The sequence below is a fragment of the Enterobacter cloacae complex sp. 372C4 genome (assembly GCF_050030615.1).
GTDB lineage: Bacteria > Pseudomonadota > Gammaproteobacteria > Enterobacterales > Enterobacteriaceae > Enterobacter > Enterobacter intestinihominis.
The window spans coordinates 2,215,436-2,241,349 of record NZ_JBLGUQ010000001.1; the positions used below are offsets into that span (position 1 = coordinate 2,215,436).

Here is a 25,914-nt window from a genome sequence, read left to right on the forward strand (position 1 = left end):
TTAATTTCTCTTGCAGGACACTGCCATGAACACATCAACTTATAACCGCACGCGTTGGCTGACGCTTTTCGGCACCATCGTTACCCAGTTCGCACTGGGCTCGGTCTATACCTGGAGCCTGTTTAACAGCGCCCTGTCCGATAAGCTCGGCGCACCGATAAGCCAGGTGGCATTCTCCTTCGGCTTGCTGAGCCTTGGATTAGCGATTTCCTCTTCCGTGGCGGGCAAACTTCAGGAGCGCTTCGGCGTGAAGCGCGTAACCATGGCCTCCGGGATCCTGCTGGGCGTGGGCTTCTTCCTGACGGCACATTCAAACAACCTGATGATGCTGTGGCTAAGCGCCGGGGTGCTGGTGGGTCTGGCGGACGGCGCAGGTTATCTGCTGACGCTGTCTAACTGCGTGAAGTGGTTCCCGGAGCGTAAAGGGCTTATCTCCGCGTTTGCCATTGGTTCATATGGCCTGGGCAGCCTGGGGTTCAAATTCATTGACTCCCATCTGCTGGCCTCGGTGGGGCTTGAGAAAACCTTTATGATCTGGGGCGTGATTGTGCTGGTAATGATCCTCTTCGGCGCCACGCTGATGAAAGATGCGCCGCAGCAGGAAGTGAAAACCGTTAACGGCGTGGTGGAGAACGATTTCACCCTCGCTCAGTCCATGCGTAAGCCGCAGTACTGGATGCTGGCGGTGATGTTCCTGACGGCCTGCATGAGCGGTCTGTATGTCATCGGTGTGGCGAAAGATATCGCGCAGGGGATGGTAAAACTGGACGCGGCGACGGCGGCGAACGCGGTAACGGTCATCTCCATCGCTAACCTCTCGGGTCGTCTGGTACTGGGTATCCTGTCTGACAAAATCGCCCGTATCCGTGTGATTACGCTGGGGCAGGTCATCTCCCTGGTGGGTATGGCAGCACTGCTGTTCGCTCCGCTGAACGAGGCGACATTCTTTGCAGCAATTGCCTGCGTAGCCTTTAACTTTGGCGGCACTATTACCGTCTTCCCGTCACTGGTGAGCGAGTTCTTCGGCCTGAACAACCTGGCAAAAAACTACGGCGTCATTTATCTCGGCTTCGGTATCGGCAGTATTTGCGGTTCACTGATTGCCTCGCTGTTTGGCGGCTTCTACGTGACCTTCTGCGTGATATTCGCTTTGCTGATTATTTCGCTGGCGCTGTCCACCACGATCCGTCAGCCGCAGCGCGAACTGTATAAAGAAGCGCATGTATGATGCGATGAAAAGAGGCCGCTGGGCCTCTTTTATTTATTTCTAAATCGCTTCCGGACTTGCTATTTTGTAAAAATCTTCATCGATTCACATTCTCTGCTGCCACTTTTCTTCCCTGCTGTGGTCTACTTATCGCGCTTGTAGACGTTTCTGATAACGGTTTCTCTCGCATCTACTTACTCTGTCAGCTTTCTCACTGAGATTCGGCGGGTTTTTATACCCCTTCCCCCAGGGTTGTTTGCATGAAATATATTAGGTCTCTTACCCAGCAAAGATTGTGTCTGATGCTGGCTGTCTATATCGGTTTGTTTCTGAATGGCGCGGTGCTGTTCAGACGAGTGGAAGGTTATTTCGAACACCTCACTGTAAGAAATGGAATTTTTGCCGCGATTGAAGTGTTTGGCTCAATTCTGGCGACCTTCTTCCTGTTACGCCTGCTCTCTCTCTTTGGCCGTCGTACATGGCAAATTCTGGCCTCGCTGGTGGTGATTATCTCCGCCGCCGCAAGCTATTACATGACATTCATGAACGTGGTCATTGGCTACGGTATTGTGGCCTCGGTGATGACCACGGACATCGACCTCTCGAAAGAGGTGGTGGGTCAAGGGTTCATCCTGTGGACGATTCTGACCTGCCTGATCCCGCTCTTCTTTATCTGGAGTAACACCTGTCGCTACACCCTGTTACGCCAGTTGCGTACCCGGGGACAGCGCATCCGCAACGTCGCCGTCGTTCTTCTGGCGGGTCTGCTGGTATGGGCGCCTATTCGCCTGATGGAAAAGCAGCAAAAACGGATCGAAAAAGCGACAGGCGTGGATATGCCAAGCTACGGCGGCGTGGTGGCTAACTCGTACCTGCCGTCTAACTGGCTGTCGGCGTTAGGTCTTTATGCCTGGGCTCAGGCGGACGAATCCAGCGATGTGAAATCGCTGATTAACCCGACCAAAAAGTTCACCTACCAGGCTCCGGCTGACGGGCTGGATGATACTTACGTGGTCTTCGTTATCGGCGAAACGACGCGCTGGGATCATATGGGTATTCTCGGTTATGACCGCGATACCACCCCGAAACTGGCGCAGGAAAAGAATCTGGTGGCATACCGCGGCTACTCCTGCGATACCGCCACGAAGCTCTCGTTGCGCTGTATGTTTGTTCGCGAGGGCGGTGCGAGTGATAACCCTCAGCGCACTCTCAAAGAGCAAAACGTATTTGCTGTTCTGAAGCAGCTTGGATTTAGCTCCGATCTGTTCGCCATGCAAAGTGAGATGTGGTTCTACACCAACACCATGGCGGATAACATCGCCTACCGCGAGCAGATTGGCGCCGAGCCGCGTAACCGCGGAAAGAACGTTGATGACATGCTGCTGCTCTCTGAGATGGAACAGTCGCTGAAAAACCATCCGCAGGGTAAGCACCTTATTGTTCTGCATACCAAAGGGTCACACTACAGCTACTATCAGCGTTACACGCGCGATTTCGCCAAATGGACGCCTGAGTGCGTCGGCATTAACAAGAACTGTAGCAAGCAGGAGTTGATCAATGCCTATGATAACTCGATTCTGTATGTGGATACCTTCCTCAGCCGGGTGATTGACCAGCTTCGCGATAAGAAAGCGATTGTGATCTACGCGGCCGACCACGGCGAGTCCATCAACGAGAAAGAGCATTTACACGGTACGCCGCGTAAGCTGGCGCCACCAGAGCAGTTCCGCGTGCCGATGATCATGTGGATGTCGGACAAGTATCTGGAAAACCCGGACAAAGCCAAAATGTTTGCCCACCTGAAACAGCAGGCAGAGATTAAGGTACCGCGCCGTCACGTTGAGCTGTACGACACTATTATGGGCTGTCTCGGCTATACCTCACCGAACGGTGGGATTAACGAAAACAACAACTGGTGTAAACTCCCTGATAACACCACAAAAGCCGCGCAGTAGCTGGTCTGGCGAGAATATCGCCAGTTGAATGGCTTTTTGAAAATAAGGGATTGACGAGGGCGCACCTCAGCAGTAAGATGCGCTCCGCATTCGGCGAGTAGCGCAGCTTGGTAGCGCAACTGGTTTGGGACCAGTGGGTCGGAGGTTCGAATCCTCTCTCGCCGACCACATTCTAAAAAGGGCTAACCGCAAGGTTAGCCCTTTTTGCATTAACGCGTTACCCCACACGAGTCCTCAAAATACCCCTTAGCCCTGCTTCCCCCTGCCTGCTTGCGGTTTTGTGACATAATCCATTGTATTTTTTTATATATAGTTTGATCTTTTTTCGCGTTGCTTATGGATAACCTCAGCATTTTTCGCTGTGCGTTTTAACGTTCGCGGTATTTAGTGCTCAGATAATCACCATTCTGTAAGAAAATTTACCCATTCTGAATAAAACTTAATCACTGGGTGTTGCGAAATAGGGAGGGGTTTATGCTGCAACATGGCGAGTAGCATAAATTTCTCTGCTGAAAACTGGCATTCAGAGTTTTTTTAATCTTTGTTTGCGGTTTCTCACACTCCACGTAAATCCCCGCCACCTGTATTGACGTTTTCACATTCTGTTGACAGATTGTAGGGCACGAGGGGCATTTCAGGGAGGATCTGCGCTGCAACTCAAACGCTCTTCTGAAAGGATTCTCTATCCCTTTTAACGCCCTCGGGCATCACCGACCGGACCGGGTAAAAAATAAATAAAGGTCAGGCGGCGTAACACAACAAAGCAAAACATCACATTGGAGCACAATAATGAGTATTTCCTTGAAGAAGTCAGGGATGCTGAAGCTTGGTCTGAGCCTGGTGGCCATGACCGTCGCAGCAAGCGTACAGGCAAAAACCCTGGTTTACTGTTCTGAAGGCTCTCCGGAAGGCTTTAACCCACAGCTCTTTACCTCTGGTACGACTTACGACGCAAGCTCTGTACCGATCTATAACCGTCTGGTTGAATTTAAAACCGGTACCACGGAAGTGATTCCTGGCCTGGCTGAAAAGTGGGATATCAGCGAAGACGGTAAAACCTATACCTTCCACCTGCGTCAGGGCGTGAAGTGGCAGGACAGCAAAGAATTCAAACCTACGCGCGACTTTAACGCCGACGACGTAGTGTTCTCCTTCGACCGTCAAAAAAATGCCCAGAACCCGTACCATAAAGTGTCTGGCGGCAGCTATGAATACTTCGAAGGGATGGGTCTGCCAGACCTGATTGCTGAAGTGAAAAAAGTGGACGATAAAACCGTTCAGTTCGTGCTGACGCGTCCGGAAGCGCCATTCCTCGCTGACCTGGCGATGGACTTCGCCTCTATTCTCTCTAAAGAGTACGCGGACAACATGCTGAAAGCCGGCACGCCGGAAAAAGTGGACCTGAACCCAATCGGTACCGGCCCGTTCCAGCTGCTTCAGTACCAGAAAGATTCCCGTATTCTGTATAAAGCCTTCCCGGGCTACTGGGGCACCAAGCCGCAGATCGACCGTCTGGTCTTCTCCATCACGCCTGACGCATCCGTGCGTTACGCAAAATTGCAGAAAAACGAATGTCAGGTGATGCCGTATCCAAACCCGGCTGACATCGCGCGCATGAAGCAGGATAAAAATATCAACCTGATGGAGCAGGCGGGCCTGAACGTGGGTTATCTCTCCTTCAACACCGAGAAGAAACCGTTCGATGACGTGAAAGTGCGTCAGGCGCTGACCTACGCGGTGAACAAAGAAGCGATCATCAAAGCCGTTTACCAGGGCGCTGGCGTTGCGGCCAAGAACCTGATCCCACCAACCATGTGGGGCTATAACGACGACATTAAGGACTACACCTACGATCCTGAGAAAGCGAAAGCGCTGCTGAAAGAAGCGGGCCAGGATAAAGGTTTCACCGTTGAGCTGTGGGCGATGCCGGTACAGCGTCCTTACAACCCGAACGCACGTCGTATGGCGGAAATGGTTCAGGCTGACTGGGCGAAGATTGGCGTACAGGCCAAAATTGTGACCTACGAGTGGGGCGAGTACCTGAAACGCGCCAAAGCGGGCGAACACCAGGCGGTCATGATGGGCTGGACCGGCGACAACGGGGATCCGGACAACTTCTTCGCGACCCTGTTCAGCTGTGCGGCAGCGAAAGACGGTTCCAACTACTCTCGCTGGTGCTACAAGCCGTTTGAAGACCTGATCCAGCCGGCGCGTGCGACCGATGATCACAACAAACGTATCGAACTGTACAAGCAAGCGCAGGTTGTCATGCACGATCAGGCTCCGGCGCTGATTGTTGCTCACTCCACCGTGTACGAGCCAGTGCGTAAAGAAGTGAAGGGCTACGTGGTCGATCCACTGGGCAAACACCACTTCGAAAACGTGTCTGTTGAATAATAAGTAGGGTGTTCTCCCTCTCCCTGTGGGAGAGGGCAGGGGTGAGGGGCGTGCATGCATCCCCTCACCCTAACCCTCTCCCGAAGGGAGAGGGAATTTACATTTGTGAGCAATACAGACGTCACGCTACTGAGCGTGCGTCATCAGAGAGAATCCGGGTTATGTTGCAGTTCATCCTCCGACGTCTGGGACTGGTTATCCCGACGTTTATCGGTATCACCCTTCTCACTTTTGCCTTCGTCCATATGATCCCGGGTGATCCGGTGATGATTATGGCGGGCGAGCGTGGTATCTCCCCTGAACGTCATGCGCAACTGCTGGCTGAACTCGGCCTTGATAAGCCGATGTGGCAGCAGTACCTCCACTACATCTGGGGCGTATTACACGGCGATTTAGGGATTTCACTGAAAAGCCGTCTTCCGGTGTGGGACGAGTTCGTGCCGCGTTTCCAGGCGACGCTGGAACTCGGCATCTGCGCCATGATCTTCGCGACCGCGGTGGGGATTCCCGTCGGCGTGCTGGCTGCCGTTAAGCGTGGCTCTATTTTCGACCACACCGCCGTTGGCCTGGCACTGACCGGCTACTCCATGCCTATCTTCTGGTGGGGCATGATGCTGATCATGCTGGTCTCGGTGCAGTGGAACCTGACGCCGGTCTCCGGACGTGTCAGCGATATGGTTTTCCTTGACGACACCAACCCGTTAACCGGCTTTATGCTGATTGATACGGCGATCTGGGGCGAAGAGGGCAACTTCATTGATGCGGTTGCGCACATGATCCTGCCTGCAATGGTGCTGGGCACCATCCCACTTGCGGTGATCGTGCGTATGACTCGTTCCTCCATGCTGGAAGTGCTGGGCGAAGATTATATTCGTACTGCCCGCGCTAAAGGTCTGACCCGTATGCGCGTCATCATTATTCATGCCCTGCGTAACGCCATGCTGCCGGTGGTGACCGTTATCGGTTTGCAGGTCGGTACGCTGCTGGCCGGGGCGATCCTGACCGAAACCATCTTCTCCTGGCCAGGCCTTGGACGCTGGTTGATTGATGCGCTGCAACGCCGTGATTATCCGGTTGTGCAGGGCGGTGTATTGCTGGTCGCGACGATGATTATCCTCGTCAACCTGCTGGTCGATTTGCTGTACGGCGTGGTGAACCCGCGTATTCGTCATAAGAAGTAAGGGGCCATCATGTCACAAGTTACTCAAAATAAAGCGGTTACCGCACCGGTGCCAATGACGCCGATGCAGGAATTCTGGCACTACTTCAAGCGCAACAAAGGCGCGGTCGTCGGGCTGGTGTATGTTTCCATCATGATCCTGATTGCGGTGTTTGCGAACTTCCTTGCGCCGTATAACCCCGCGGACCAGTTCCGTGATGCGCTGCTCGCGCCACCGGCCTGGCAGGAAGGTGGTAGCCTGACGCACCTGCTCGGTACTGATGACGTTGGCCGCGATGTGCTGTCTCGTCTGATGTACGGCGCGCGCCTCTCTCTGCTGGTTGGCTGTCTCGTTGTGGTGTTGTCGCTGATCATGGGCGTTGTGCTTGGTCTGGTGGCGGGCTACTTCGGCGGCATCGTTGATAACGTTATCATGCGTATCGTCGATATCATGCTGGCATTGCCAAGCCTTCTGCTGGCCCTGGTGCTGGTCGCGGTCTTTGGTCCTTCGATAGGCAATGCCGCGCTCGCGCTAACGTTCGTTGCGCTTCCTCACTATGTCCGATTAACCCGTGCGGCCGTGCTGGTCGAGGTGAACCGCGATTATGTGACAGCATCTCGAGTGGCGGGTGCGGGGGCGATGCGCCAGATGTTCGTCAATATTCTTCCTAACTGCCTTGCACCGCTGATTGTTCAGGCGTCGCTCGGTTTTTCTAACGCCATTCTCGATATGGCCGCTCTTGGCTTCCTTGGCATGGGTGCGCAGCCGCCAACACCGGAATGGGGCACCATGCTCTCCGACGTGTTGCAGTTCGCGCAAAGCGCCTGGTGGGTCGTCACCTTCCCGGGTCTGGCGATTCTGCTGACGGTGCTGGCATTTAACCTGATGGGTGATGGTCTGCGTGATGCACTTGATCCCAAACTGAAGCAGTAAGAGGCACGAGATGGCGTTATTAAATGTAGATAAATTATCGGTGCACTTCGGCGATGAAGGCACACCGTTTCGTGCTGTGGACCGCATCAGCTATAGCGTAAATCAGGGCGAAGTGGTTGGTATCGTTGGGGAGTCCGGTTCCGGTAAGTCAGTGAGTTCACTGGCAATCATGGGGCTGATTGACTATCCCGGCCGCGTAATGGCGGAAAGCCTGGAGTTCAATGGCCAGGATCTGCAGCGCATTTCCGAAAAACAGCGCCGCCAACTGGTGGGAGCGGAAGTGGCGATGATCTTCCAGGACCCGATGACCAGTCTGAACCCGTGTTACACCGTGGGTTTCCAGATTATGGAAGCCATTAAGGTGCACCAGGGCGGTAACAAGCAAACCCGTCGCCAGCGCGCTATTGACCTGCTGACGCAGGTGGGTATACCCGATCCGGCATCGCGTCTGGACGTTTATCCGCACCAGTTGTCCGGTGGGATGAGTCAGCGTGTAATGATCGCGATGGCCATTGCCTGTCGTCCAAAACTGCTGATTGCCGATGAACCGACAACCGCGCTGGACGTGACCATTCAGGCGCAAATTATTGAGCTACTGCTGGAGTTGCAGCAGAAAGAGAATATGGCGCTGGTGCTGATTACGCACGATCTGGCGCTGGTGGCTGAAGCGGCACACAAAATCATTGTGATGTATGCAGGCCAGGTGGTGGAGACCGGGAGTTCACACGATATCTTCCGGGCCCCGCGTCATCCCTATACGCAGGCGCTGCTGCGCGCGCTGCCGGAGTTCGCGCAGGATAAAGCGCGTCTGGCCTCGCTGCCGGGGGTGGTACCGGGTAAATATGACCGTCCTCAGGGCTGTCTGCTTAACCCGCGCTGCCCGTATGCGACGGATAAATGCCGCGTCGACGAGCCGGAGCTGAACCTGTTAGCTGACGGACGTCAGTCGAAATGCCACTACCCACTCGATGATGCCGGGAGGCCAACACTATGAGTACGCAACAAATGCTGTTGCAGGCCATCGACCTGAAAAAACATTACCCGGTGAAGAAGGGCCTCTTTGCTCCTGAGCGCCTGGTAAAAGCGCTGGATGGTGTCTCCTTTACTCTCGAACGCGGAAAAACGCTGGCGGTGGTAGGGGAATCTGGCTGTGGGAAGTCCACGCTGGGCCGTCTGTTAACGATGATTGAAGTTCCGACTGGCGGCGAGCTTTACTATCAGGGCCAGGATCTGCTCAAGCACGATCCGCAGGCGCAGAAACTGCGACGTCAGAAAATCCAGATTGTGTTCCAGAATCCGTATGGTTCGCTGAACCCGCGAAAAAAAGTGGGGCAGATTCTGGAAGAGCCGCTGCTGATCAACAGCAACCTGAGCAAAGAGCAGCGTCGTGAAAAAGCGCTGGCGATGATGGCGAAGGTGGGCCTGAAAACCGAGCATTACGATCGCTATCCGCATATGTTCTCTGGCGGTCAACGTCAGCGTATCGCCATCGCCCGTGGTCTGATGCTCGACCCGGACGTGGTGATTGCCGATGAACCAGTTTCGGCGCTCGACGTATCCGTGCGTGCGCAGGTGCTGAACCTGATGATGGATTTACAGCAGGATCTTGGGCTGTCGTACGTTTTCATCTCCCATGACCTGTCTGTGGTTGAGCACATTGCCGATGAGGTGATGGTGATGTATCTGGGACGCTGCGTAGAGAAGGGGACGAAAGATCAGATCTTTAATAACCCGCGTCATCCATATACTCAGGCACTACTGTCTGCGACGCCGCGACTGAACCCGGATGACCGCCGTGAGCGCATTAAGCTGACCGGCGAGTTACCAAGCCCGCTTAACCCGCCGCCGGGATGTGCGTTCAACGCTCGCTGCCGTCGCCGCTTCGGTCCGTGTACGCAGTTGCAGCCACAACTGAAAGATTATGGCGGACAGCTGGTGGCCTGCTTCGCGGTCGATCAGGATGAAAACGGCGAAAAGCCGCATGCATAAAGGAAAAAACCGGCGATTAGCCGGTTTTTTTTTACGTCTGAGATCTACTTCCGTAAACGAATCTGGTCAACGGCGTGTTTCTCACTCTTGGTGAGGATCAGGCTTGCACGTTCGCGCGTCGGCAGGATGTTCTCTTTGAGGTTGACGTAGTTGATCTCATTCCACAGCCCGGTCGCCACGTTGATAGCCTCTTCTTCAGAGAGCTGAGCGTAGTTGTGGAAGTAAGAATCCGGGTCGGTGAACGCCCCTTCACGGAACTTCAGGAAGCGGTTGATATACCAGCGTTGCAACAGATCTTCAGGCGCATCCACATAAATTGAGAAATCGACGAAGTCAGAGACAAACACGTGATGCGGATCGTGAGGGTAATCCATCCCGCTTTGCAGTACGTTTAAGCCCTCCAGAATCAGGATGTCGGGCTGCACCACCGTTTTGTCACCATCCGGGATGCGGTCGTAGATCAGATGCGAGTAGACCGGTGCGGTAACGTTCGGCACGCCCGATTTTAAATCAGAGACAAACTTTACCAGGCGGTGCATATCATAAGAGAGCGGGAAGCCCTTCTTCTTCATCAGGCCGCGTTCTTTCAACACCTCATTGGGATGCAGGAAGCCGTCGGTGGTGATCAGCTCCACGCTGCGGTGTTCCGGCCAGCGGCTCAGCAGCGCCTGTAGCACGCGCGCGGTGGTACTTTTACCCACTGCCACGCTGCCCGCAATACTGATGATATAAGGAATACGTTGACCGTTCGTACCGAGGAACTGTTCCAGTACGGCCTGGCGACGCAAGTTGGAGCTGATGTAAAAGTTAAGCAAGCGAGAGAGGGGGAGATAGATTTCTGCCACCTCTTCCAGGGAGAGATCTTCGTTTATCCCTTTTAGCCGTGCGATTTCACCTTCCGTCAGTGTCATAGGGACGGAGTCACGCAGGGCTGCCCACTGGCTACGGTTAAACTGAAGATAGGGCGTCATTAACGTTTGCTCTTTTTTGCTCATAAGCATGCTTCTGTGAACCATCACGAAACGGCGGGTGCGGGCTCATCACATAGTTAATTTTGGACAATGGGCAGGAGGTTAACACCAGATGAGAGGAATAATAAGAAAAAATATGGGAAAGCGATGCTTAACCGGGCAGGCATCACCCGGGGCTATAGCGTGCCGAAATCAGGCGTTCATGTTGGATTTTTAATCACGAGCGGATGAATTTACAGCGGTTAGCCCTGGTTTCGAATAAAATGTGAGCGAAAGAACGTTTTATGCAATTTTTTAGTTGCATGACTGCGCAGGTCTCCATAGAATGCGCGCTACTTGATGCCGACTTAGCTCAGTAGGTAGAGCAACTGACTTGTAATCAGTAGGTCACCAGTTCGATTCCGGTAGTCGGCACCATCAAGTCCGGTGGGGTTCCCGAGCGGCCAAAGGGAGCAGACTGTAAATCTGCCGTCACAGACTTCGAAGGTTCGAATCCTTCCCCCACCACCACTTTCTGGCAGCGTCAACGCCGCCGGAGCTGGTTGGAAAAATTGACCAGCTCGAACAGAAAAGAGAGAAATCTCTTTTTTTGTTACAGAAAGAACTGGGTAGCCGAGTTTCAGGATGCGGGCATCGTATAATGGCTATTACCTCAGCCTTCCAAGCTGATGATGCGGGTTCGATTCCCGCTGCCCGCTCCAATACGTGCTGATATGGCTCAGTTGGTAGAGCGCACCCTTGGTAAGGGTGAGGTCCCCAGTTCGACTCTGGGTATCAGCACCACTTCACTTCTCCCTCCCTTTCTCTCTGTTTCAATGTAAATGTATTCAACAGTTCAGGCATTTTCGCCTGGTTGATGTGGTGATATCACCGATTTATCCGTGTCTTAGAGGGACAATCGATGTCTAAAGAAAAGTTTGAACGTACAAAACCGCACGTTAACGTCGGTACTATCGGCCACGTTGACCATGGTAAAACAACGCTGACCGCTGCAATCACTACCGTACTGGCTAAAACCTACGGCGGTGCTGCTCGTGCTTTCGATCAGATCGATAACGCACCAGAAGAAAAAGCTCGTGGTATCACCATCAACACCTCTCACGTTGAGTATGACACCCCGACTCGCCACTACGCACACGTAGACTGCCCAGGCCACGCCGACTATGTTAAAAACATGATCACCGGTGCTGCGCAGATGGACGGCGCGATCCTGGTTGTTGCTGCGACTGACGGCCCTATGCCTCAGACTCGTGAGCACATCCTGCTGGGTCGTCAGGTAGGCGTTCCTTTCATCATCGTGTTCCTGAACAAATGCGACATGGTTGATGACGAAGAGCTGCTGGAACTGGTAGAGATGGAAGTCCGTGAACTGCTGTCTCAGTACGATTTCCCAGGCGACGACACTCCAATCGTTCGTGGTTCCGCGCTGAAAGCGCTGGAAGGCGACGCAGAGTGGGAAGCGAAAATCATCGAACTGGCTGGCTTCCTGGATTCTTACATCCCAGAACCAGAGCGTGCGATTGACAAGCCATTCCTGCTGCCAATCGAAGACGTATTCTCCATCTCCGGTCGTGGTACCGTTGTTACCGGTCGTGTAGAGCGCGGTATCATCAAAGTTGGTGAAGAAGTTGAAATCGTTGGTATCAAAGAGACTGCGAAGTCTACCTGTACTGGCGTTGAAATGTTCCGCAAACTGCTGGACGAAGGCCGTGCTGGTGAGAACGTTGGTGTTCTGCTGCGTGGTATCAAACGTGAAGAAATCGAACGTGGTCAGGTTCTGGCGAAGCCAGGCTCAATCAAGCCACACACCAAGTTCGAATCTGAAGTGTACATTCTGTCCAAAGACGAAGGCGGCCGTCATACTCCGTTCTTCAAAGGCTACCGTCCACAGTTCTACTTCCGTACAACTGACGTGACCGGTACCATCGAACTGCCAGAAGGCGTAGAGATGGTAATGCCAGGCGACAACATCAAGATGGTTGTGACTCTGATCCACCCAATCGCGATGGACGACGGTCTGCGTTTCGCAATCCGTGAAGGCGGCCGTACCGTTGGCGCGGGCGTTGTTGCTAAAGTTCTCGGCTAATCGCTGATAACATTTGACGCAATGCGCAATAAAAGGGCATCATTTGATGCCCTTTTTGCACGCTTTCACATCAGAACCTGGCTCATCAGTGATTAATTTTGTCATAATCATTGCTGAGACAGGCTCTGCGGAGAGCGTATAATACGAAAAGCGAATAGCATTTCGATTGGTTTGCCTCGCACTCGCGGGGTGAAAATGTTTGTAGAATACTTCTGACAGGTTGGTTTATGAGTGCGAATACCGAAGCTCAAGGGAGCGGGCGCGGCCTGGAAGCGATGAAATGGGTAGTTGTAGCCGTGCTGCTGATTGTGGCGATTGTCGGCAACTATCTTTATCGTGACATGATGCTGCCGCTACGCGCGCTTGCAGTGGTAATTCTGATTGCTGCGGCGGGTGGTGTCGCGCTGTTGACGACGAAAGGCAAAGCGACCGTTGCGTTTGCCCGCGAAGCGCGTACCGAAGTCCGCAAGGTCATTTGGCCGACTCGCCAGGAAACATTGCACACCACGCTGATTGTAGCGGCGGTAACCGCTGTAATGTCACTGATCCTGTGGGGACTGGATGGTATTCTGGTTCGCCTGGTATCCTTTATCACTGGCCTGAGGTTCTGAGATGTCTGAAGCCCCTAAAAAGCGCTGGTACGTCGTTCAGGCGTTTTCCGGTTTTGAAGGCCGCGTAGCTACGTCGCTGCGTGAGCATATCAAATTACACAATATGGAAGAGTTATTTGGCGAAGTTATGGTTCCGACCGAAGAAGTGGTTGAGATCCGTGGCGGCCAACGTCGCAAAAGCGAGCGTAAATTCTTCCCGGGTTACGTGCTGGTTCAGATGGTGATGAACGACGCGAGCTGGCACCTGGTGCGCAGCGTACCACGCGTGATGGGCTTTATCGGCGGCACATCTGACCGTCCGGCGCCAATCAGCGACAAAGAAGTTGATGCGATTATGAACCGCCTCCAGCAGGTGGGTGATAAACCGCGTCCGAAAACGCTGTTTGAACCGGGTGAGATGGTTCGTGTTAACGACGGTCCGTTTGCTGACTTTAATGGCGTCGTCGAAGAAGTGGACTACGAGAAGTCCCGCCTGAAAGTTTCCGTTTCTATCTTTGGTCGTGCGACCCCGGTAGAGCTGGACTTTGCTCAGGTAGAAAAAGCCTAAGCAGCGATCAAAAAAGCGACGATTTAATCGTTGCACAGGGCGCGAGATTGGAATACAATTTCGCGCCTTTTGTTTTTATGGGTTCCGACCCGTAAAACGAATTTTATTCACGGGGAGCCTCTCCGAGGCGTTATTACCCAATCAGAGGATTTTAGAATGGCTAAGAAAGTACAAGCCTACGTCAAGCTGCAGGTTGCAGCAGGTATGGCGAACCCAAGTCCACCAGTTGGTCCAGCTCTGGGTCAGCAGGGTGTGAACATCATGGAATTCTGTAAAGCGTTCAACGCCAAAACTGAATCCATGGAAAAAGGTCTGCCAATCCCAGTTGTAATCACTGTTTACGCTGACCGTTCTTTCACTTTCGTTACCAAAACCCCTCCAGCAGCAGTTCTGCTGAAGAAAGCAGCGGGCATCAAGTCTGGTTCCGGTAAGCCGAACAAAGACAAAGTGGGTAAAATTTCCCGCGCTCAGCTGCAGGAAATCGCGCAGACCAAAGCTGCCGACATGACTGGTTCCGACATTGAAGCGATGACTCGCTCCATTGAAGGTACTGCACGTTCCATGGGCCTGGTAGTGGAGGACTAAGAAATGGCTAAACTGACCAAGCGCATGTCCGTGATCCGTGACAAAGTTGATGCGACCAAACAGTACGACATCAACGAAGCTATCGCTCTGCTGAAAGAACTGGCAACTGCTAAGTTCGTTGAAAGCGTTGACGTTGCCGTTAACCTGGGCATCGACGCTCGTAAATCCGATCAGAACGTTCGTGGCGCAACTGTACTGCCACACGGTACTGGCCGTTCCGTACGCGTAGCTGTATTTGCTCAGGGTGCAAACGCTGAAGCGGCTAAAGCTGCCGGCGCTGAACTGGTAGGTATGGAAGATCTGGCTGATCAGATCAAGAAAGGCGAAATGAACTTTGACGTTGTTATTGCTTCTCCAGATGCAATGCGCGTTGTTGGCCAGCTGGGCCAGGTTCTGGGTCCACGCGGCCTGATGCCAAACCCGAAAGTGGGTACTGTAACTCCTAACGTTGCTGAAGCGGTTAAGAACGCTAAAGCAGGTCAGGTTCGTTACCGTAACGACAAAAACGGCATCATCCACACCACCATCGGTAAAGTGGACTTTGACGCTGACAAACTGAAAGAAAACCTGGAAGCTCTGCTGGTTGCGCTGAAAAAAGCTAAACCAACTCAGGCGAAAGGCGTGTACATCAAGAAAGTTAGCATCTCCACCACCATGGGTGCAGGTGTTGCAGTTGACCAGGCTGGCCTGAGCGCTGCTGCAAACTAATGCCTTTACGTGGGCGGTGATTTTGTCTACAATCTTACCCCCACGTTTGCTAACAAAAGTTAGCGGCTAAAAGAATTGTTCGTTGGAGCCTGGCCTATCCAGGCCTCCGTCGAAGACCGCAGGTGTTTCGCAAGAAACTTAATCCCCTGCGTAGACGGTGACAGAACGCTAAGATTATTTTAAATACTCTGGCTTGTTTCTGCTCACCGTATTAAGACGCTCTTCCCGTTGGGTCGAGTGAAGTGAGTTCCGGAACATGAGTTCCGGCAAACATCCAGGAGCAAAGCTAATGGCTTTAAATCTTCAAGACAAACAAGCGATTGTTGCTGAAGTCAGCGAAGTAGCCAAAGGCGCGCTGTCTGCAGTAGTTGCGGATTCCCGTGGCGTTACTGTAGACAAAATGACTGAACTGCGTAAAGCAGGTCGTGAAGCTGGCGTATACATGCGTGTTGTTCGTAACACCCTGCTGCGTCGCGTAGTTGAAGGTACTCAGTTCGAGTGCCTGAAAGACACGTTTGTTGGTCCGACCCTGATTGCATACTCTATGGAACACCCGGGCGCTGCTGCTCGTCTGTTCAAAGAGTTCGCGAAAGCGAATGCAAAATTTGAGGTCAAAGCTGCAGCCTTTGAAGGTGAGTTGATCCCGGCATCGCAAATCGATCGCCTGGCCACCCTGCCGACCTACGAAGAAGCAATTGCACGCCTGATGGCAACCATGAAAGAAGCTGCGGCTGGCAAACTGGTTCGCACTCTGGCTGCTGTACGCGATGCGAAAGAAGCTGCTTAATCGCAGTTATCTTTATAAAGCATTTGCTTACGTATAAACTTATTCTGATTTTCAGGAACAATTTAAATGTCTATCACTAAAGATCAAATCATTGAAGCAGTAGCAGCTATGTCCGTAATGGACGTTGTAGAGCTGGTTTCTGCAATGGAAGAAAAATTCGGTGTTTCTGCTGCTGCTGCTGTAGCTGTAGCTGCGGGCCCGGCTGAAGCTGCTGAAGAAAAAACTGAATTCGACGTAATTCTGAAAGCTGCTGGCGCGAACAAAGTTGCTGTAATCAAAGCAGTACGTGGCGCAACTGGCCTGGGTCTGAAAGAAGCTAAAGACCTGGTAGAATCTGCTCCAGCTGCGCTGAAAGAAGGCGTGAGCAAAGACGACGCAGAAGCACTGAAAAAATCTCTGGAAGAAGCTGGCGCTGAAGTTGAAGTTAAATAAGCCAACTTTTCTGGTTGCAGCCTAAGTAATTAGGCTGATGGCTGGTGACTTTTTAGTCACCAGCCTTTTTGCGCTGTAAGGCATCAGCAGCATTTCACACTGTTTGACTGCTGGTTGTCCTGACAATGCTTGTTTCTATCGACGACTTAATATACTGCGACAGGGTGCTCGCTCTGTGTAAATCGCAATGAAATGGTTTAAGCGTGATAGCAACAGGTATTGCGGAAAGTATTCAATTTTCCGGTCCACAAAATGGTGTTGCACAAACTGTCCCTTCGTCGGACAGATGGGTCGACTTGTCAGCGAGCTGAGGAACCCTATGGTTTACTCCTATACCGAGAAAAAACGTATTCGTAAGGATTTTGGTAAACGTCCACAAGTTCTGGACATTCCATATCTCCTTTCTATCCAGCTTGACTCGTTTCAGAAGTTTATCGAGCAAGATCCTGAAGGGCAGTACGGCCTGGAAGCAGCCTTCCGTTCCGTGTTCCCGATTCAGAGCTACAGCGGTAATTCCGAGCTGCAGTACGTCAGCTACCGCCTTGGCGAACCGGTGTTTGACGTTCAGGAATGTCAGATCCGTGGCGTGACCTATTCCGCACCGCTGCGCGTAAAACTGCGTCTGGTGATCTACGAGCGCGAAGCGCCGGAAGGCACCGTAAAAGACATTAAAGAACAAGAAGTCTACATGGGTGAAATTCCACTCATGACGGACAACGGTACTTTCGTTATCAACGGTACTGAGCGTGTTATCGTTTCCCAGCTGCACCGTAGCCCGGGCGTCTTCTTCGACAGCGATAAAGGTAAAACGCACTCTTCCGGTAAAGTACTGTATAACGCACGCATCATTCCTTACCGTGGTTCATGGCTGGACTTCGAATTCGATCCAAAAGACAACCTGTTTGTCCGTATCGACCGTCGTCGTAAGCTGCCTGCAACCATCATTCTGCGTGCACTGAACTATACCACTGAGCAGATCCTGGACCTGTTCTTTGAGAAAGTGATCTTTGAAATCCGCGACAACAAGTTGCAGATGGAGTTGGTGCCGGAACGTCTGCGTGGTGAGACCGCGTCGTTCGACATCGAAGCCGACGGCAAAGTGTATGTGGAAAAAGGTCGCCGTATCACCGCGCGCCACATCCGCCAGCTGGAAAAAGATGATATCAAACACATCGAAGTTCCGGTTGAATACATTGCAGGAAAAGTAGCCGCGAAAGATTACGTTGATGAATCAACTGGCGAGCTGATCTGCCCGGCGAACATGGAGCTGAGCCTGGATCTGCTGGCTAAGCTGAGCCAGTCTGGCCACAAACGTATCGAAACGCTGTTCACCAACGATCTGGACCACGGTCCGTACATCTCTGAGACTGTACGCGTCGACCCAACCAACGATCGTCTGAGTGCGCTGGTTGAAATCTACCGCATGATGCGTCCTGGTGAGCCACCAACTCGCGAAGCGGCGGAAAGCCTGTTCGAGAACCTGTTCTTCTCCGAAGACCGCTACGATCTGTCCGCGGTAGGTCGTATGAAGTTCAACCGTTCTCTGCTGCGCGACGAAATCGAAGGTTCCGGTATCCTGAGCAAAGACGACATCATTGAAGTGATGAAGAAGCTCATCGATATCCGTAACGGTAAAGGCGAAGTGGACGATATCGACCACCTCGGCAACCGTCGTATCCGTTCCGTAGGCGAAATGGCGGAAAACCAGTTCCGCGTTGGCCTGGTTCGTGTAGAGCGTGCGGTGAAAGAGCGTCTGTCTCTGGGCGATCTGGATACCCTGATGCCTCAGGATATGATCAACGCCAAGCCGATTTCTGCGGCAGTGAAAGAGTTCTTCGGTTCCAGCCAGCTGTCTCAGTTCATGGACCAGAACAACCCGCTGTCTGAGATCACGCACAAACGTCGTATCTCTGCACTCGGCCCAGGCGGTCTGACCCGTGAACGTGCAGGCTTTGAAGTTCGAGACGTACACCCGACTCACTACGGTCGCGTATGTCCAATCGAAACGCCTGAAGGTCCAAACATCGGTCTGATCAACTCCCTGTCCGTGTACGCACAGACAAACGAATACGGTTTCCTTGAGACCCCGTATCGTAAAGTGACCGACGGTGTGGTTACCGACGAAATTCATTACCTGTCTGCTATCGAAGAAGGCAACTACGTTATCGCTCAGGCGAACTCCAACCTGGATGACGAAGGCCACTTTGTAGAAGATCTGGTTACCTGCCGTAGCAAAGGCGAATCCAGCCTGTTCAGCCGCGACCAGGTTGACTACATGGACGTATCCACCCAACAGGTGGTATCCGTCGGTGCGTCCCTGATCCCGTTCCTGGAACACGATGACGCCAACCGTGCATTGATGGGTGCGAACATGCAACGTCAGGCCGTTCCAACTCTGCGTGCTGATAAGCCGCTGGTTGGTACCGGTATGGAACGTGCTGTTGCCGTTGATTCCGGTGTTACAGCAGTTGCTAAGCGTGGCGGTACCGTTCAGTACGTTGACGCATCCCGTATCGTTATCAAAGTTAACGAAGACGAGATGTATCCGGGCGAAGCGGGTATCGACATCTACAACCTGACCAAATACACCCGTTCTAACCAGAACACCTGTATCAACCAGATGCCTTGCGTATCTCTGGGTGAGCCAGTTGAGCGCGGCGACGTGCTGGCAGACGGTCCGTCCACCGACCTCGGTGAACTGGCGCTCGGTCAGAACATGCGCGTAGCGTTCATGCCGTGGAACGGTTACAACTTCGAAGACTCCATCCTCGTCTCCGAGCGTGTGGTTCAGGAAGATCGTTTCACCACCATCCACATTCAGGAACTGGCCTGTGTGTCCCGTGACACCAAGCTGGGGCCAGAAGAGATCACTGCCGACATCCCTAACGTGGGTGAAGCTGCGCTCTCCAAACTGGATGAATCCGGTATTGTTTACATCGGTGCGGAAGTGACCGGCGGCGACATTCTGGTTGGTAAGGTCACGCCGAAAGGCGAAACCCAGCTGACGCCAGAAGAGAAACTGCTGCGTGCTATCTTCGGTGAGAAAGCGTCTGACGTTAAAGACTCTTCTCTGCGCGTACCAAACGGTGTTTCCGGTACGGTTATCGACGTTCAGGTCTTCACTCGTGACGGCGTTGAGAAAGATAAGCGTGCGCTGGAAATCGAAGAGATGCAGCTCAAACAGGCTAAGAAAGACCTGTCTGAAGAACTGCAAATCCTCGAAGCGGGTCTGTTCAGCCGTATCTATGCGGTGCTGGTTGCCGGTGGCGTTGAAGCTGAGAAGCTCGACAAACTGCCACGCGATCGCTGGCTGGAGCTGGGCCTGACCGACGAAGAGAAACAGAATCAGCTGGAACAGCTGGCTGAGCAGTATGACGAACTGAAACACGAGTTCGAGAAAAAACTCGAAGCGAAACGCCGCAAAATCACTCAGGGCGACGATCTGGCACCAGGCGTGCTGAAGATTGTTAAGGTGTATCTGGCTGTTAAACGTCAGATCCAGCCTGGTGACAAGATGGCAGGTCGTCACGGTAACAAGGGTGTTATCTCTAAGATCAACCCGATCGAAGATATGCCGCACGATGCTAACGGTACGCCGGTAGATATCGTACTGAACCCACTGGGTGTACCGTCTCGTATGAACATCGGTCAGATCCTGGAAACCCACCTGGGTATGGCTGCGAAAGGTATCGGCGACAAGATTAACGCCATGCTGAAGCAGCAGGAAGAAGTCGCGAAACTGCGCGAGTTCATCCAGCGTGCCTACGATCTGGGTACCGACGTGCGTCAGAAAGTCGACCTGAACACCTTCAGCGATGATGAAGTTCTGCGTCTGGCGGAAAACCTGCGTAAGGGTATGCCAATTGCAACGCCGGTATTCGACGGTGCAAAAGAAGCTGAAATTAAAGAGCTGCTGCAACTGGGTGGTCTGCCAACGTCTGGTCAGATTACGCTGTTTGACGGCCGTACCGGTGAACAGTTCGAGCGTCCGGTAACCGTAGGTTACATGTACATGCTGAAACTGAACCACCTGGTCGACGACAAGATGCACGCTCGTTCTACCGGTTCTTACAGCCTGGTTACTCAGCAGCCGCTGGGTGGTAAGGCTCAGTTCGGTGGTCAGCGCTTCGGGGAGATGGAAGTGTGGGCGCTGGAAGCATACGGCGCAGCATACACCCTGCAGGAAATGCTCACCGTTAAGTCTGATGACGTGAACGGTCGTACTAAGATGTATAAGAACATCGTAGACGGCAACCATCAGATGGAACCGGGCATGCCAGAATCCTTCAACGTACTGTTGAAAGAGATTCGTTCGCTGGGTATCAACATCGAACTGGAAGACGAGTAATTCTCGCTCAAACAGGTCACTGGTGTCGGGTTAACCCCCGACACCAGATTGTGCTAACTCCGACGGGAGCAAATCCGTGAAAGATTTATTAAAGTTTCTGAAAGCGCAGACTAAAACCGAAGAGTTTGATGCGATCAAAATTGCTCTGGCTTCGCCAGACATGATCCGTTCATGGTCTTTTGGTGAAGTTAAAAAGCCGGAAACCATCAACTACCGTACGTTCAAACCTGAGCGTGACGGCCTTTTCTGTGCGCGTATTTTCGGGCCAGTAAAAGACTACGAGTGCCTGTGCGGTAAGTACAAGCGCCTGAAACACCGTGGTGTGATCTGTGAGAAGTGCGGCGTTGAAGTGACCCAGACCAAAGTACGCCGTGAGCGTATGGGCCACATTGAGCTGGCGTCTCCAACTGCTCACATCTGGTTCCTGAAATCTCTGCCGTCCCGTATCGGCCTGCTGCTGGATATGCCGCTGCGCGATATCGAACGTGTTCTGTACTTCGAATCTTATGTTGTGATCGAAGGCGGGATGACGAATCTGGAACGTAACCAGATCCTGACCGAAGAACAGTATCTGGACGCGCTGGAAGAGTTCGGTGACGAATTCGACGCGAAGATGGGTGCGGAAGCTATCCAGGCCCTGCTGAAGAGCATGGATCTGGAGCAAGAGTGTGAAACTCTGCGCGAAGAGCTGAACGAAACCAACTCCGAAACCAAGCGTAAAAAGCTGACCAAGCGTATCAAACTGCTGGAAGCGTTCGTACAGTCTGGTAACAAACCAGAGTGGATGATCCTGACCGTTCTGCCGGTTCTGCCGCCAGATCTGCGTCCGCTGGTTCCGCTGGATGGTGGTCGTTTCGCAACGTCGGATCTGAACGATCTGTACCGTCGCGTGATCAACCGTAACAACCGTCTGAAACGTCTGCTGGATCTGGCTGCGCCGGACATCATCGTACGCAACGAAAAACGTATGCTGCAGGAAGCGGTAGATGCCCTGCTGGATAACGGTCGTCGCGGTCGTGCGATCACCGGTTCTAACAAACGTCCTCTGAAATCTTTGGCCGACATGATCAAAGGTAAGCAGGGTCGTTTCCGTCAGAACCTGCTCGGTAAGCGTGTTGACTACTCCGGTCGTTCTGTAATCACCGTAGGTCCATACCTGCGTCTGCATCAGTGCGGTCTGCCTAAGAAAATGGCTCTGGAGCTGTTCAAACCGTTCATCTACGGCAAGCTGGAACTGCGTGGCCTGGCCACCACCATCAAAGCCGCTAAGAAAATGGTTGAGCGTGAAGAAGCTGTCGTTTGGGATATCCTGGACGAAGTGATCCGCGAACACCCGGTACTGCTGAACCGTGCACCAACTCTGCACCGTTTGGGTATCCAGGCATTTGAGCCAGTCCTGATCGAAGGTAAAGCGATCCAGCTGCACCCGCTGGTTTGTGCGGCCTATAACGCCGACTTCGATGGTGACCAGATGGCTGTTCACGTACCGCTGACGCTGGAAGCCCAGCTCGAAGCGCGTGCGCTGATGATGTCTACCAACAACATCCTGTCTCCAGCGAACGGTGAACCTATCATCGTTCCTTCTCAGGACGTTGTATTGGGTCTGTACTATATGACCCGTGACTGTGTTAACGCCAAAGGCGAAGGCATGGTGCTGACTGGCCCGAAAGAAGCTGAGCGTATTTATCGCGCTGGCCTGGCCTCTCTGCATGCGCGCGTTAAAGTGCGTATCACCGAATACGAAAAAGATGAAAACGGCGAATTCGTGGCGATTACCAGCCTGAAAGACACGACCGTTGGCCGTGCGATTCTGTGGATGATCGTACCGAAAGGTCTGCCTTTCTCCATCGTCAACCAGGCGCTGGGCAAGAAAGCGATCTCCAAAATGCTGAACACCTGTTACCGCATTCTGGGCCTGAAGCCGACCGTTATCTTCGCTGACCAGACAATGTATACCGGCTTTGCTTATGCAGCGCGTTCAGGTGCATCTGTTGGTATCGATGACATGGTCATCCCAGAGAAGAAACACGAGATCATCTCTGAAGCGGAAGCTGAAGTTGCTGAGATCCAGGAGCAGTTCCAGTCTGGTCTGGTAACCGCAGGCGAACGTTACAACAAAGTTATCGATATCTGGGCTGCGGCGAACGATCGTGTATCCAAAGCGATGATGGATAACCTGCAAACCGAAACCGTGATTAACCGTGACGGCGTAGAAGAGCAGCAGGTCTCCTTCAACAGCATCTACATGATGGCCGACTCCGGTGCGCGTGGTTCTGCGGCACAGATTCGTCAGCTGGCAGGTATGCGTGGTCTGATGGCGAAGCCAGATGGCTCCATCATCGAAACGCCAATCACCGCGAACTTCCGTGAAGGTCTGAACGTACTCCAGTACTTCATCTCCACGCACGGTGCGCGTAAAGGTCTGGCGGATACCGCACTGAAAACGGCGAACTCCGGTTATCTGACGCGTCGTCTGGTTGACGTTGCGCAGGATCTGGTCGTCACCGAAGACGATTGTGGCACCCTCGAAGGTATCACCATGACCCCGGTTATCGAGGGTGGTGATGTTAAAGAGCCGCTGCGCGATCGCGTACTGGGTCGTGTGACCGCGGAAGACATCCTGAAGCCGGGCACCGCAGACATTCTGGTTCCACGCAACACTCTGCTGCACGAACAGTGGTGTGACCTGCTGGAAGCGAACTCTGTTGACTCTGTGAAAGTGCGTTCCGTTGTATCCTGTGACACCGACTTTGGTGTGTGTGCGCACTGCTACGGTCGTGACCTGGCGCGTGGCCACATCATCAACAAAGGTGAGGCTATCGGCGTTATCGCAGCACAGTCCATCGGTGAGCCGGGTACACAGCTGACGATGCGTACGTTCCACATCGGTGGTGCGGCATCTCGTGCGGCTGCTGAATCCAGCATCCAGGTGAAAAACAAAGGTAGCATCAAGCTCAGCAACGCGAAGTCTGTTGTTAACTCCGCAGGCAAGCTGGTTGTGACTTCTCGTAACACCGAGCTGAAGCTGATCGACGAATTCGGTCGTACCAAAGAGAGCTATAAAGTGCCTTACGGTGCGGTTATGGCGAAAGGTGATGGCGAGCAGGTTGCCGGCGGCGAAACCGTAGCAAACTGGGATCCACACACCATGCCGGTTATCACCGAAGTAAGTGGTTTCATCCGCTTCACTGACATGATCGACGGCCAGACCATTACTCGTCAGACCGACGAGCTGACCGGTCTGTCTTCTCTGGTGGTTCTGGATTCTGCTGAACGTACTACCGGTGGTAAAGATCTGCGTCCTGCACTGAAAATCGTTGATGCTCAGGGTAACGACGTTCTGATCCCTGGCACCGATATGCCTGCGCAGTACTTCCTGCCGGGTAAAGCGATTGTACAGCTGGAAGATGGCGTACAGATCAGCTCTGGTGACACCCTGGCGCGTATTCCTCAGGAATCCGGCGGTACCAAGGACATCACCGGTGGTCTGCCACGCGTTGCGGACCTGTTCGAAGCACGTCGTCCGAAAGAGCCTGCTATCCTGGCTGAAATCAGCGGTATCATCTCCTTCGGTAAAGAGACCAAAGGTAAGCGCCGTCTGGTTATCACGCCAGTAGATGGCAGCGAGCCGTACGAAGAGATGATTCCTAAGTGGCGTCAGCTCAACGTGTTCGAAGGTGAACGCGTGGAACGTGGTGACGTGGTCTCCGATGGTCCAGAAGCGCCGCACGACATCCTGCGTCTGCGTGGTGTGCATGCTGTTACTCGTTACATTGTTAACGAAGTACAGGACGTATACCGTCTGCAGGGCGTTAAGATTAACGATAAGCACATCGAAGTTATCGTTCGTCAGATGCTGCGTAAAGCAACCATCGAAAACGCGGGCAGCTCCGACTTCCTGGAAGGCGAGCAGGTTGAATACTCACGCGTTAAGATCGCTAACCGCGATCTGGAAGCGAACGGCAAAATCGGTGCGACCTTTGCACGCGATCTGCTGGGTATCACCAAAGCGTCTCTGGCAACCGAGTCCTTCATCTCTGCTGCATCGTTCCAGGAAACCACTCGTGTCCTGACCGAAGCGGCTGTTGCAGGTAAACGTGATGAACTGCGCGGTCTGAAAGAGAACGTTATCGTGGGTCGTCTGATCCCGGCCGGTACCGGTTATGCGTACCACCAGGATCGTATGCGTCGTCGTGCAGCGGGTGAACTGCCAGCTGCACCGCAGGTGACTGCCGAAGATGCATCCGCGAGCCTTGCAGAACTGCTGAACGCAGGTCTGGGCGGTTCCGACAACGAGTAATCGTTGATGCCCGGTAGGTAAAATTACCGGGCATATGAATCACAGGTCGGGTAAGCGCAGCGTCACCCGACAATAAAAAACCCGCCTCGGCGGGTTTTTTTACGTCTGTATGTCTTCAATTCACTAACGGGATGCGTCGATAAAGCTCAATCATATCGCCCGCCAGATCCTGAATGACCATCGCGTTCATCAGGTGATCCTGAGAGTGAACGGTGATCAGGTTAACCGGAAGTTTACCTGTCCCTTCATCAAGACCGATGAGCTGCGTCTGGATAGTATGCGCATGTTTCACATATTCACGCGACTCTTCCATCGCTTTCTCGGCTTCGTCAAAGTCACCTTTTCGCGCCATCTGCAACGCTGTCAGGGCCGCACTGCGCGCCGCACCTGCATTGACCAGTAGCTCCATGATTGTAGTTTCTAAGTCTTCCATTATGACTCCAGAAGTTTGAGCGCTTTTTCCAGTACGGCATCACCTTTCATCATGCCGTAATCCATCATGTCGATAACCGCGACCTTTTTTCCGAGCGGATCGGCCTGTGCCTGGAGTTTTGCCTGTTCGTATTTAACCTGTGGCCCCAGTAATACGATATCAGCCGTCGCGATGTTATCTTTGAACTCCGCGACCGGAACGGCTTTAATGGTTACTTCGACTCCTTTTTTCTGCGCGGCATCTTTCATACGTTGAACCAGCATGCTGGTTGACATTCCCGCTGCACAGCATAAAACGATGTTCTTCATAGTCAGCCTCGATCTACATGTGTTTATTGATAATTATCCCGCGCAGACCGCTTCAACAACCGCTTTACCGCGATTGTGTGTCAGGCATCACAAAGAAATCGGCATTTTTCTGAAACCGGTTACAATTTTATACATGAAAGCATTCTGCCCGTCTTAA

The 25,914-nt window shown here is 53.0% G+C and carries 19 protein-coding genes and 5 tRNA genes; 21 read left to right on the plus strand and 3 right to left on the minus strand.

The window, feature by feature from the left end; translation table 11 throughout:
- Nucleotides 1-25 precede the first annotated feature (25 nt).
- The 8 genes from ACQG11_RS10690 to dppF all read left to right on the plus strand — a co-directional run bounded on the left by ACQG11_RS10690 (nucleotide 26) and on the right by dppF (nucleotide 9,641).
- Entirely contained in the window at nucleotides 26-1,228 is a 1,203-nt protein-coding gene (locus tag ACQG11_RS10690) for an L-lactate MFS transporter (RefSeq protein ID WP_023299065.1), read from the plus strand.
- Between the two features lie 239 nt (nucleotides 1,229-1,467).
- Nucleotides 1,468-3,162 (plus strand): kdo(2)-lipid A phosphoethanolamine 7''-transferase, encoded by a 1,695-nt coding sequence (gene eptB / locus ACQG11_RS10695; RefSeq protein WP_022646694.1) that lies wholly within the window; start codon nucleotides 1,468-1,470, stop codon nucleotides 3,160-3,162.
- 91 nt (nucleotides 3,163-3,253) lie between these two features.
- Nucleotides 3,254-3,330: transfer RNA gene (locus ACQG11_RS10700), tRNA-Pro, on the plus strand.
- 621 nt (nucleotides 3,331-3,951) lie between these two features.
- Nucleotides 3,952-5,559, plus strand: coding sequence for a dipeptide ABC transporter periplasmic-binding protein DppA (gene dppA, locus ACQG11_RS10705; protein ID WP_022646695.1), 1,608 nt, complete (start codon nucleotides 3,952-3,954; stop codon nucleotides 5,557-5,559).
- Between the two features lie 161 nt (nucleotides 5,560-5,720).
- Nucleotides 5,721-6,740: a dipeptide ABC transporter permease DppB gene (gene dppB / locus ACQG11_RS10710; protein WP_022646696.1), complete on the plus strand. Its 1,020-nt coding sequence runs from the start codon at nucleotides 5,721-5,723 to the stop codon at nucleotides 6,738-6,740.
- A gap of 9 nt (nucleotides 6,741-6,749) precedes the next feature.
- Complete coding sequence (gene dppC, locus ACQG11_RS10715; protein ID WP_022646697.1) at nucleotides 6,750-7,652, plus strand: dipeptide ABC transporter permease DppC; 903 nt, start codon at nucleotides 6,750-6,752, stop codon at nucleotides 7,650-7,652.
- Nucleotides 7,653-7,662: 10 nt separating this feature from the next.
- The gene (gene dppD / locus ACQG11_RS10720) at nucleotides 7,663-8,646 is read left to right on the plus strand and encodes a dipeptide ABC transporter ATP-binding protein (RefSeq protein WP_010426220.1); all 984 of its coding nucleotides are present in this window, start codon (nucleotides 7,663-7,665) and stop codon (nucleotides 8,644-8,646) included.
- Nucleotides 8,643-9,641, plus strand: a complete 999-nt coding sequence (gene dppF / locus ACQG11_RS10725; RefSeq protein ID WP_022646698.1) for a dipeptide ABC transporter ATP-binding subunit DppF — start codon at nucleotides 8,643-8,645, stop codon at nucleotides 9,639-9,641. Before dppD ends, dppF begins: the two co-directional genes overlap by 4 nt.
- Before the next feature lie 44 nt (nucleotides 9,642-9,685).
- Here the strand turns inward: dppF and coaA are convergent, their stop codons facing one another.
- A complete protein-coding gene (gene coaA / locus ACQG11_RS10730) occupies nucleotides 9,686-10,636 on the minus strand; it encodes a type I pantothenate kinase (RefSeq protein WP_032622068.1) in 951 nt (316 codons plus the stop codon).
- Between the two features lie 317 nt (nucleotides 10,637-10,953).
- Here coaA and ACQG11_RS10735 point away from each other — a divergent pair.
- The 13 genes from ACQG11_RS10735 (at nucleotide 10,954) to rpoC (ending at nucleotide 25,016) form a co-directional block, all read left to right on the plus strand.
- Nucleotides 10,954-11,029 (plus strand) — tRNA-Thr (locus tag ACQG11_RS10735).
- 8 nt (nucleotides 11,030-11,037) lie between these two features.
- A tRNA-Tyr gene (locus tag ACQG11_RS10740) sits at nucleotides 11,038-11,122 on the plus strand.
- 116 nt (nucleotides 11,123-11,238) lie between these two features.
- A tRNA-Gly gene (locus ACQG11_RS10745) sits at nucleotides 11,239-11,313 on the plus strand.
- A gap of 6 nt (nucleotides 11,314-11,319) precedes the next feature.
- Nucleotides 11,320-11,395: transfer RNA gene (locus ACQG11_RS10750), tRNA-Thr, on the plus strand.
- 118 nt (nucleotides 11,396-11,513) lie between these two features.
- Entirely contained in the window at nucleotides 11,514-12,698 is a 1,185-nt protein-coding gene (gene tuf / locus ACQG11_RS10755; RefSeq protein WP_022646700.1) for an elongation factor Tu, read from the plus strand.
- A gap of 227 nt (nucleotides 12,699-12,925) precedes the next feature.
- A complete protein-coding gene (gene secE / locus ACQG11_RS10760) occupies nucleotides 12,926-13,309 on the plus strand; it encodes a preprotein translocase subunit SecE (RefSeq protein WP_003862342.1) in 384 nt (127 codons plus the stop codon).
- A 1-nt stretch (nucleotide 13,310) separates the two neighbouring features.
- Entirely contained in the window at nucleotides 13,311-13,856 is a 546-nt protein-coding gene (gene nusG, locus ACQG11_RS10765) for a transcription termination/antitermination protein NusG (RefSeq protein WP_003862341.1), read from the plus strand.
- Nucleotides 13,857-14,012: 156 nt separating this feature from the next.
- On the plus strand, nucleotides 14,013-14,441 hold the full coding sequence (rplK, locus tag ACQG11_RS10770) for a 50S ribosomal protein L11 (protein WP_003862340.1): 429 nt from the start codon (nucleotides 14,013-14,015) through the stop codon (nucleotides 14,439-14,441).
- 3 nt (nucleotides 14,442-14,444) lie between these two features.
- Complete coding sequence (gene rplA, locus ACQG11_RS10775; RefSeq protein ID WP_006810530.1) at nucleotides 14,445-15,149, plus strand: 50S ribosomal protein L1; 705 nt, start codon at nucleotides 14,445-14,447, stop codon at nucleotides 15,147-15,149.
- A 289-nt stretch (nucleotides 15,150-15,438) separates the two neighbouring features.
- A complete protein-coding gene (gene rplJ / locus ACQG11_RS10780) occupies nucleotides 15,439-15,936 on the plus strand; it encodes a 50S ribosomal protein L10 (protein WP_003862338.1) in 498 nt (165 codons plus the stop codon).
- 66 nt (nucleotides 15,937-16,002) lie between these two features.
- Nucleotides 16,003-16,368 carry a 50S ribosomal protein L7/L12 gene (rplL, locus tag ACQG11_RS10785; RefSeq protein ID WP_002445276.1) on the plus strand — a complete coding sequence of 122 codons (366 nt, stop codon included), beginning with the start codon at nucleotides 16,003-16,005 and terminating at the stop codon, nucleotides 16,366-16,368.
- Between the two features lie 319 nt (nucleotides 16,369-16,687).
- Entirely contained in the window at nucleotides 16,688-20,716 is a 4,029-nt protein-coding gene (gene rpoB, locus ACQG11_RS10790; protein WP_023299068.1) for a DNA-directed RNA polymerase subunit beta, read from the plus strand.
- 76 nt (nucleotides 20,717-20,792) lie between these two features.
- On the plus strand, nucleotides 20,793-25,016 hold the full coding sequence (rpoC, locus tag ACQG11_RS10795) for a DNA-directed RNA polymerase subunit beta' (RefSeq protein WP_023299069.1): 4,224 nt from the start codon (nucleotides 20,793-20,795) through the stop codon (nucleotides 25,014-25,016).
- 115 nt (nucleotides 25,017-25,131) lie between these two features.
- Here the strand turns inward: rpoC and ACQG11_RS10800 are convergent, their stop codons facing one another.
- The gene (locus ACQG11_RS10800) at nucleotides 25,132-25,449 is read right to left on the minus strand and encodes a PTS lactose/cellobiose transporter subunit IIA (protein WP_003862327.1); all 318 of its coding nucleotides are present in this window, start codon (nucleotides 25,447-25,449) and stop codon (nucleotides 25,132-25,134) included.
- Nucleotides 25,449-25,757, minus strand: coding sequence for a PTS sugar transporter subunit IIB (locus ACQG11_RS10805; protein WP_010425948.1), 309 nt, complete (start codon nucleotides 25,755-25,757; stop codon nucleotides 25,449-25,451). Before ACQG11_RS10805 ends, ACQG11_RS10800 begins: the two co-directional genes overlap by 1 nt.
- Between the last annotated feature and the right edge of the window lie 157 nt (nucleotides 25,758-25,914).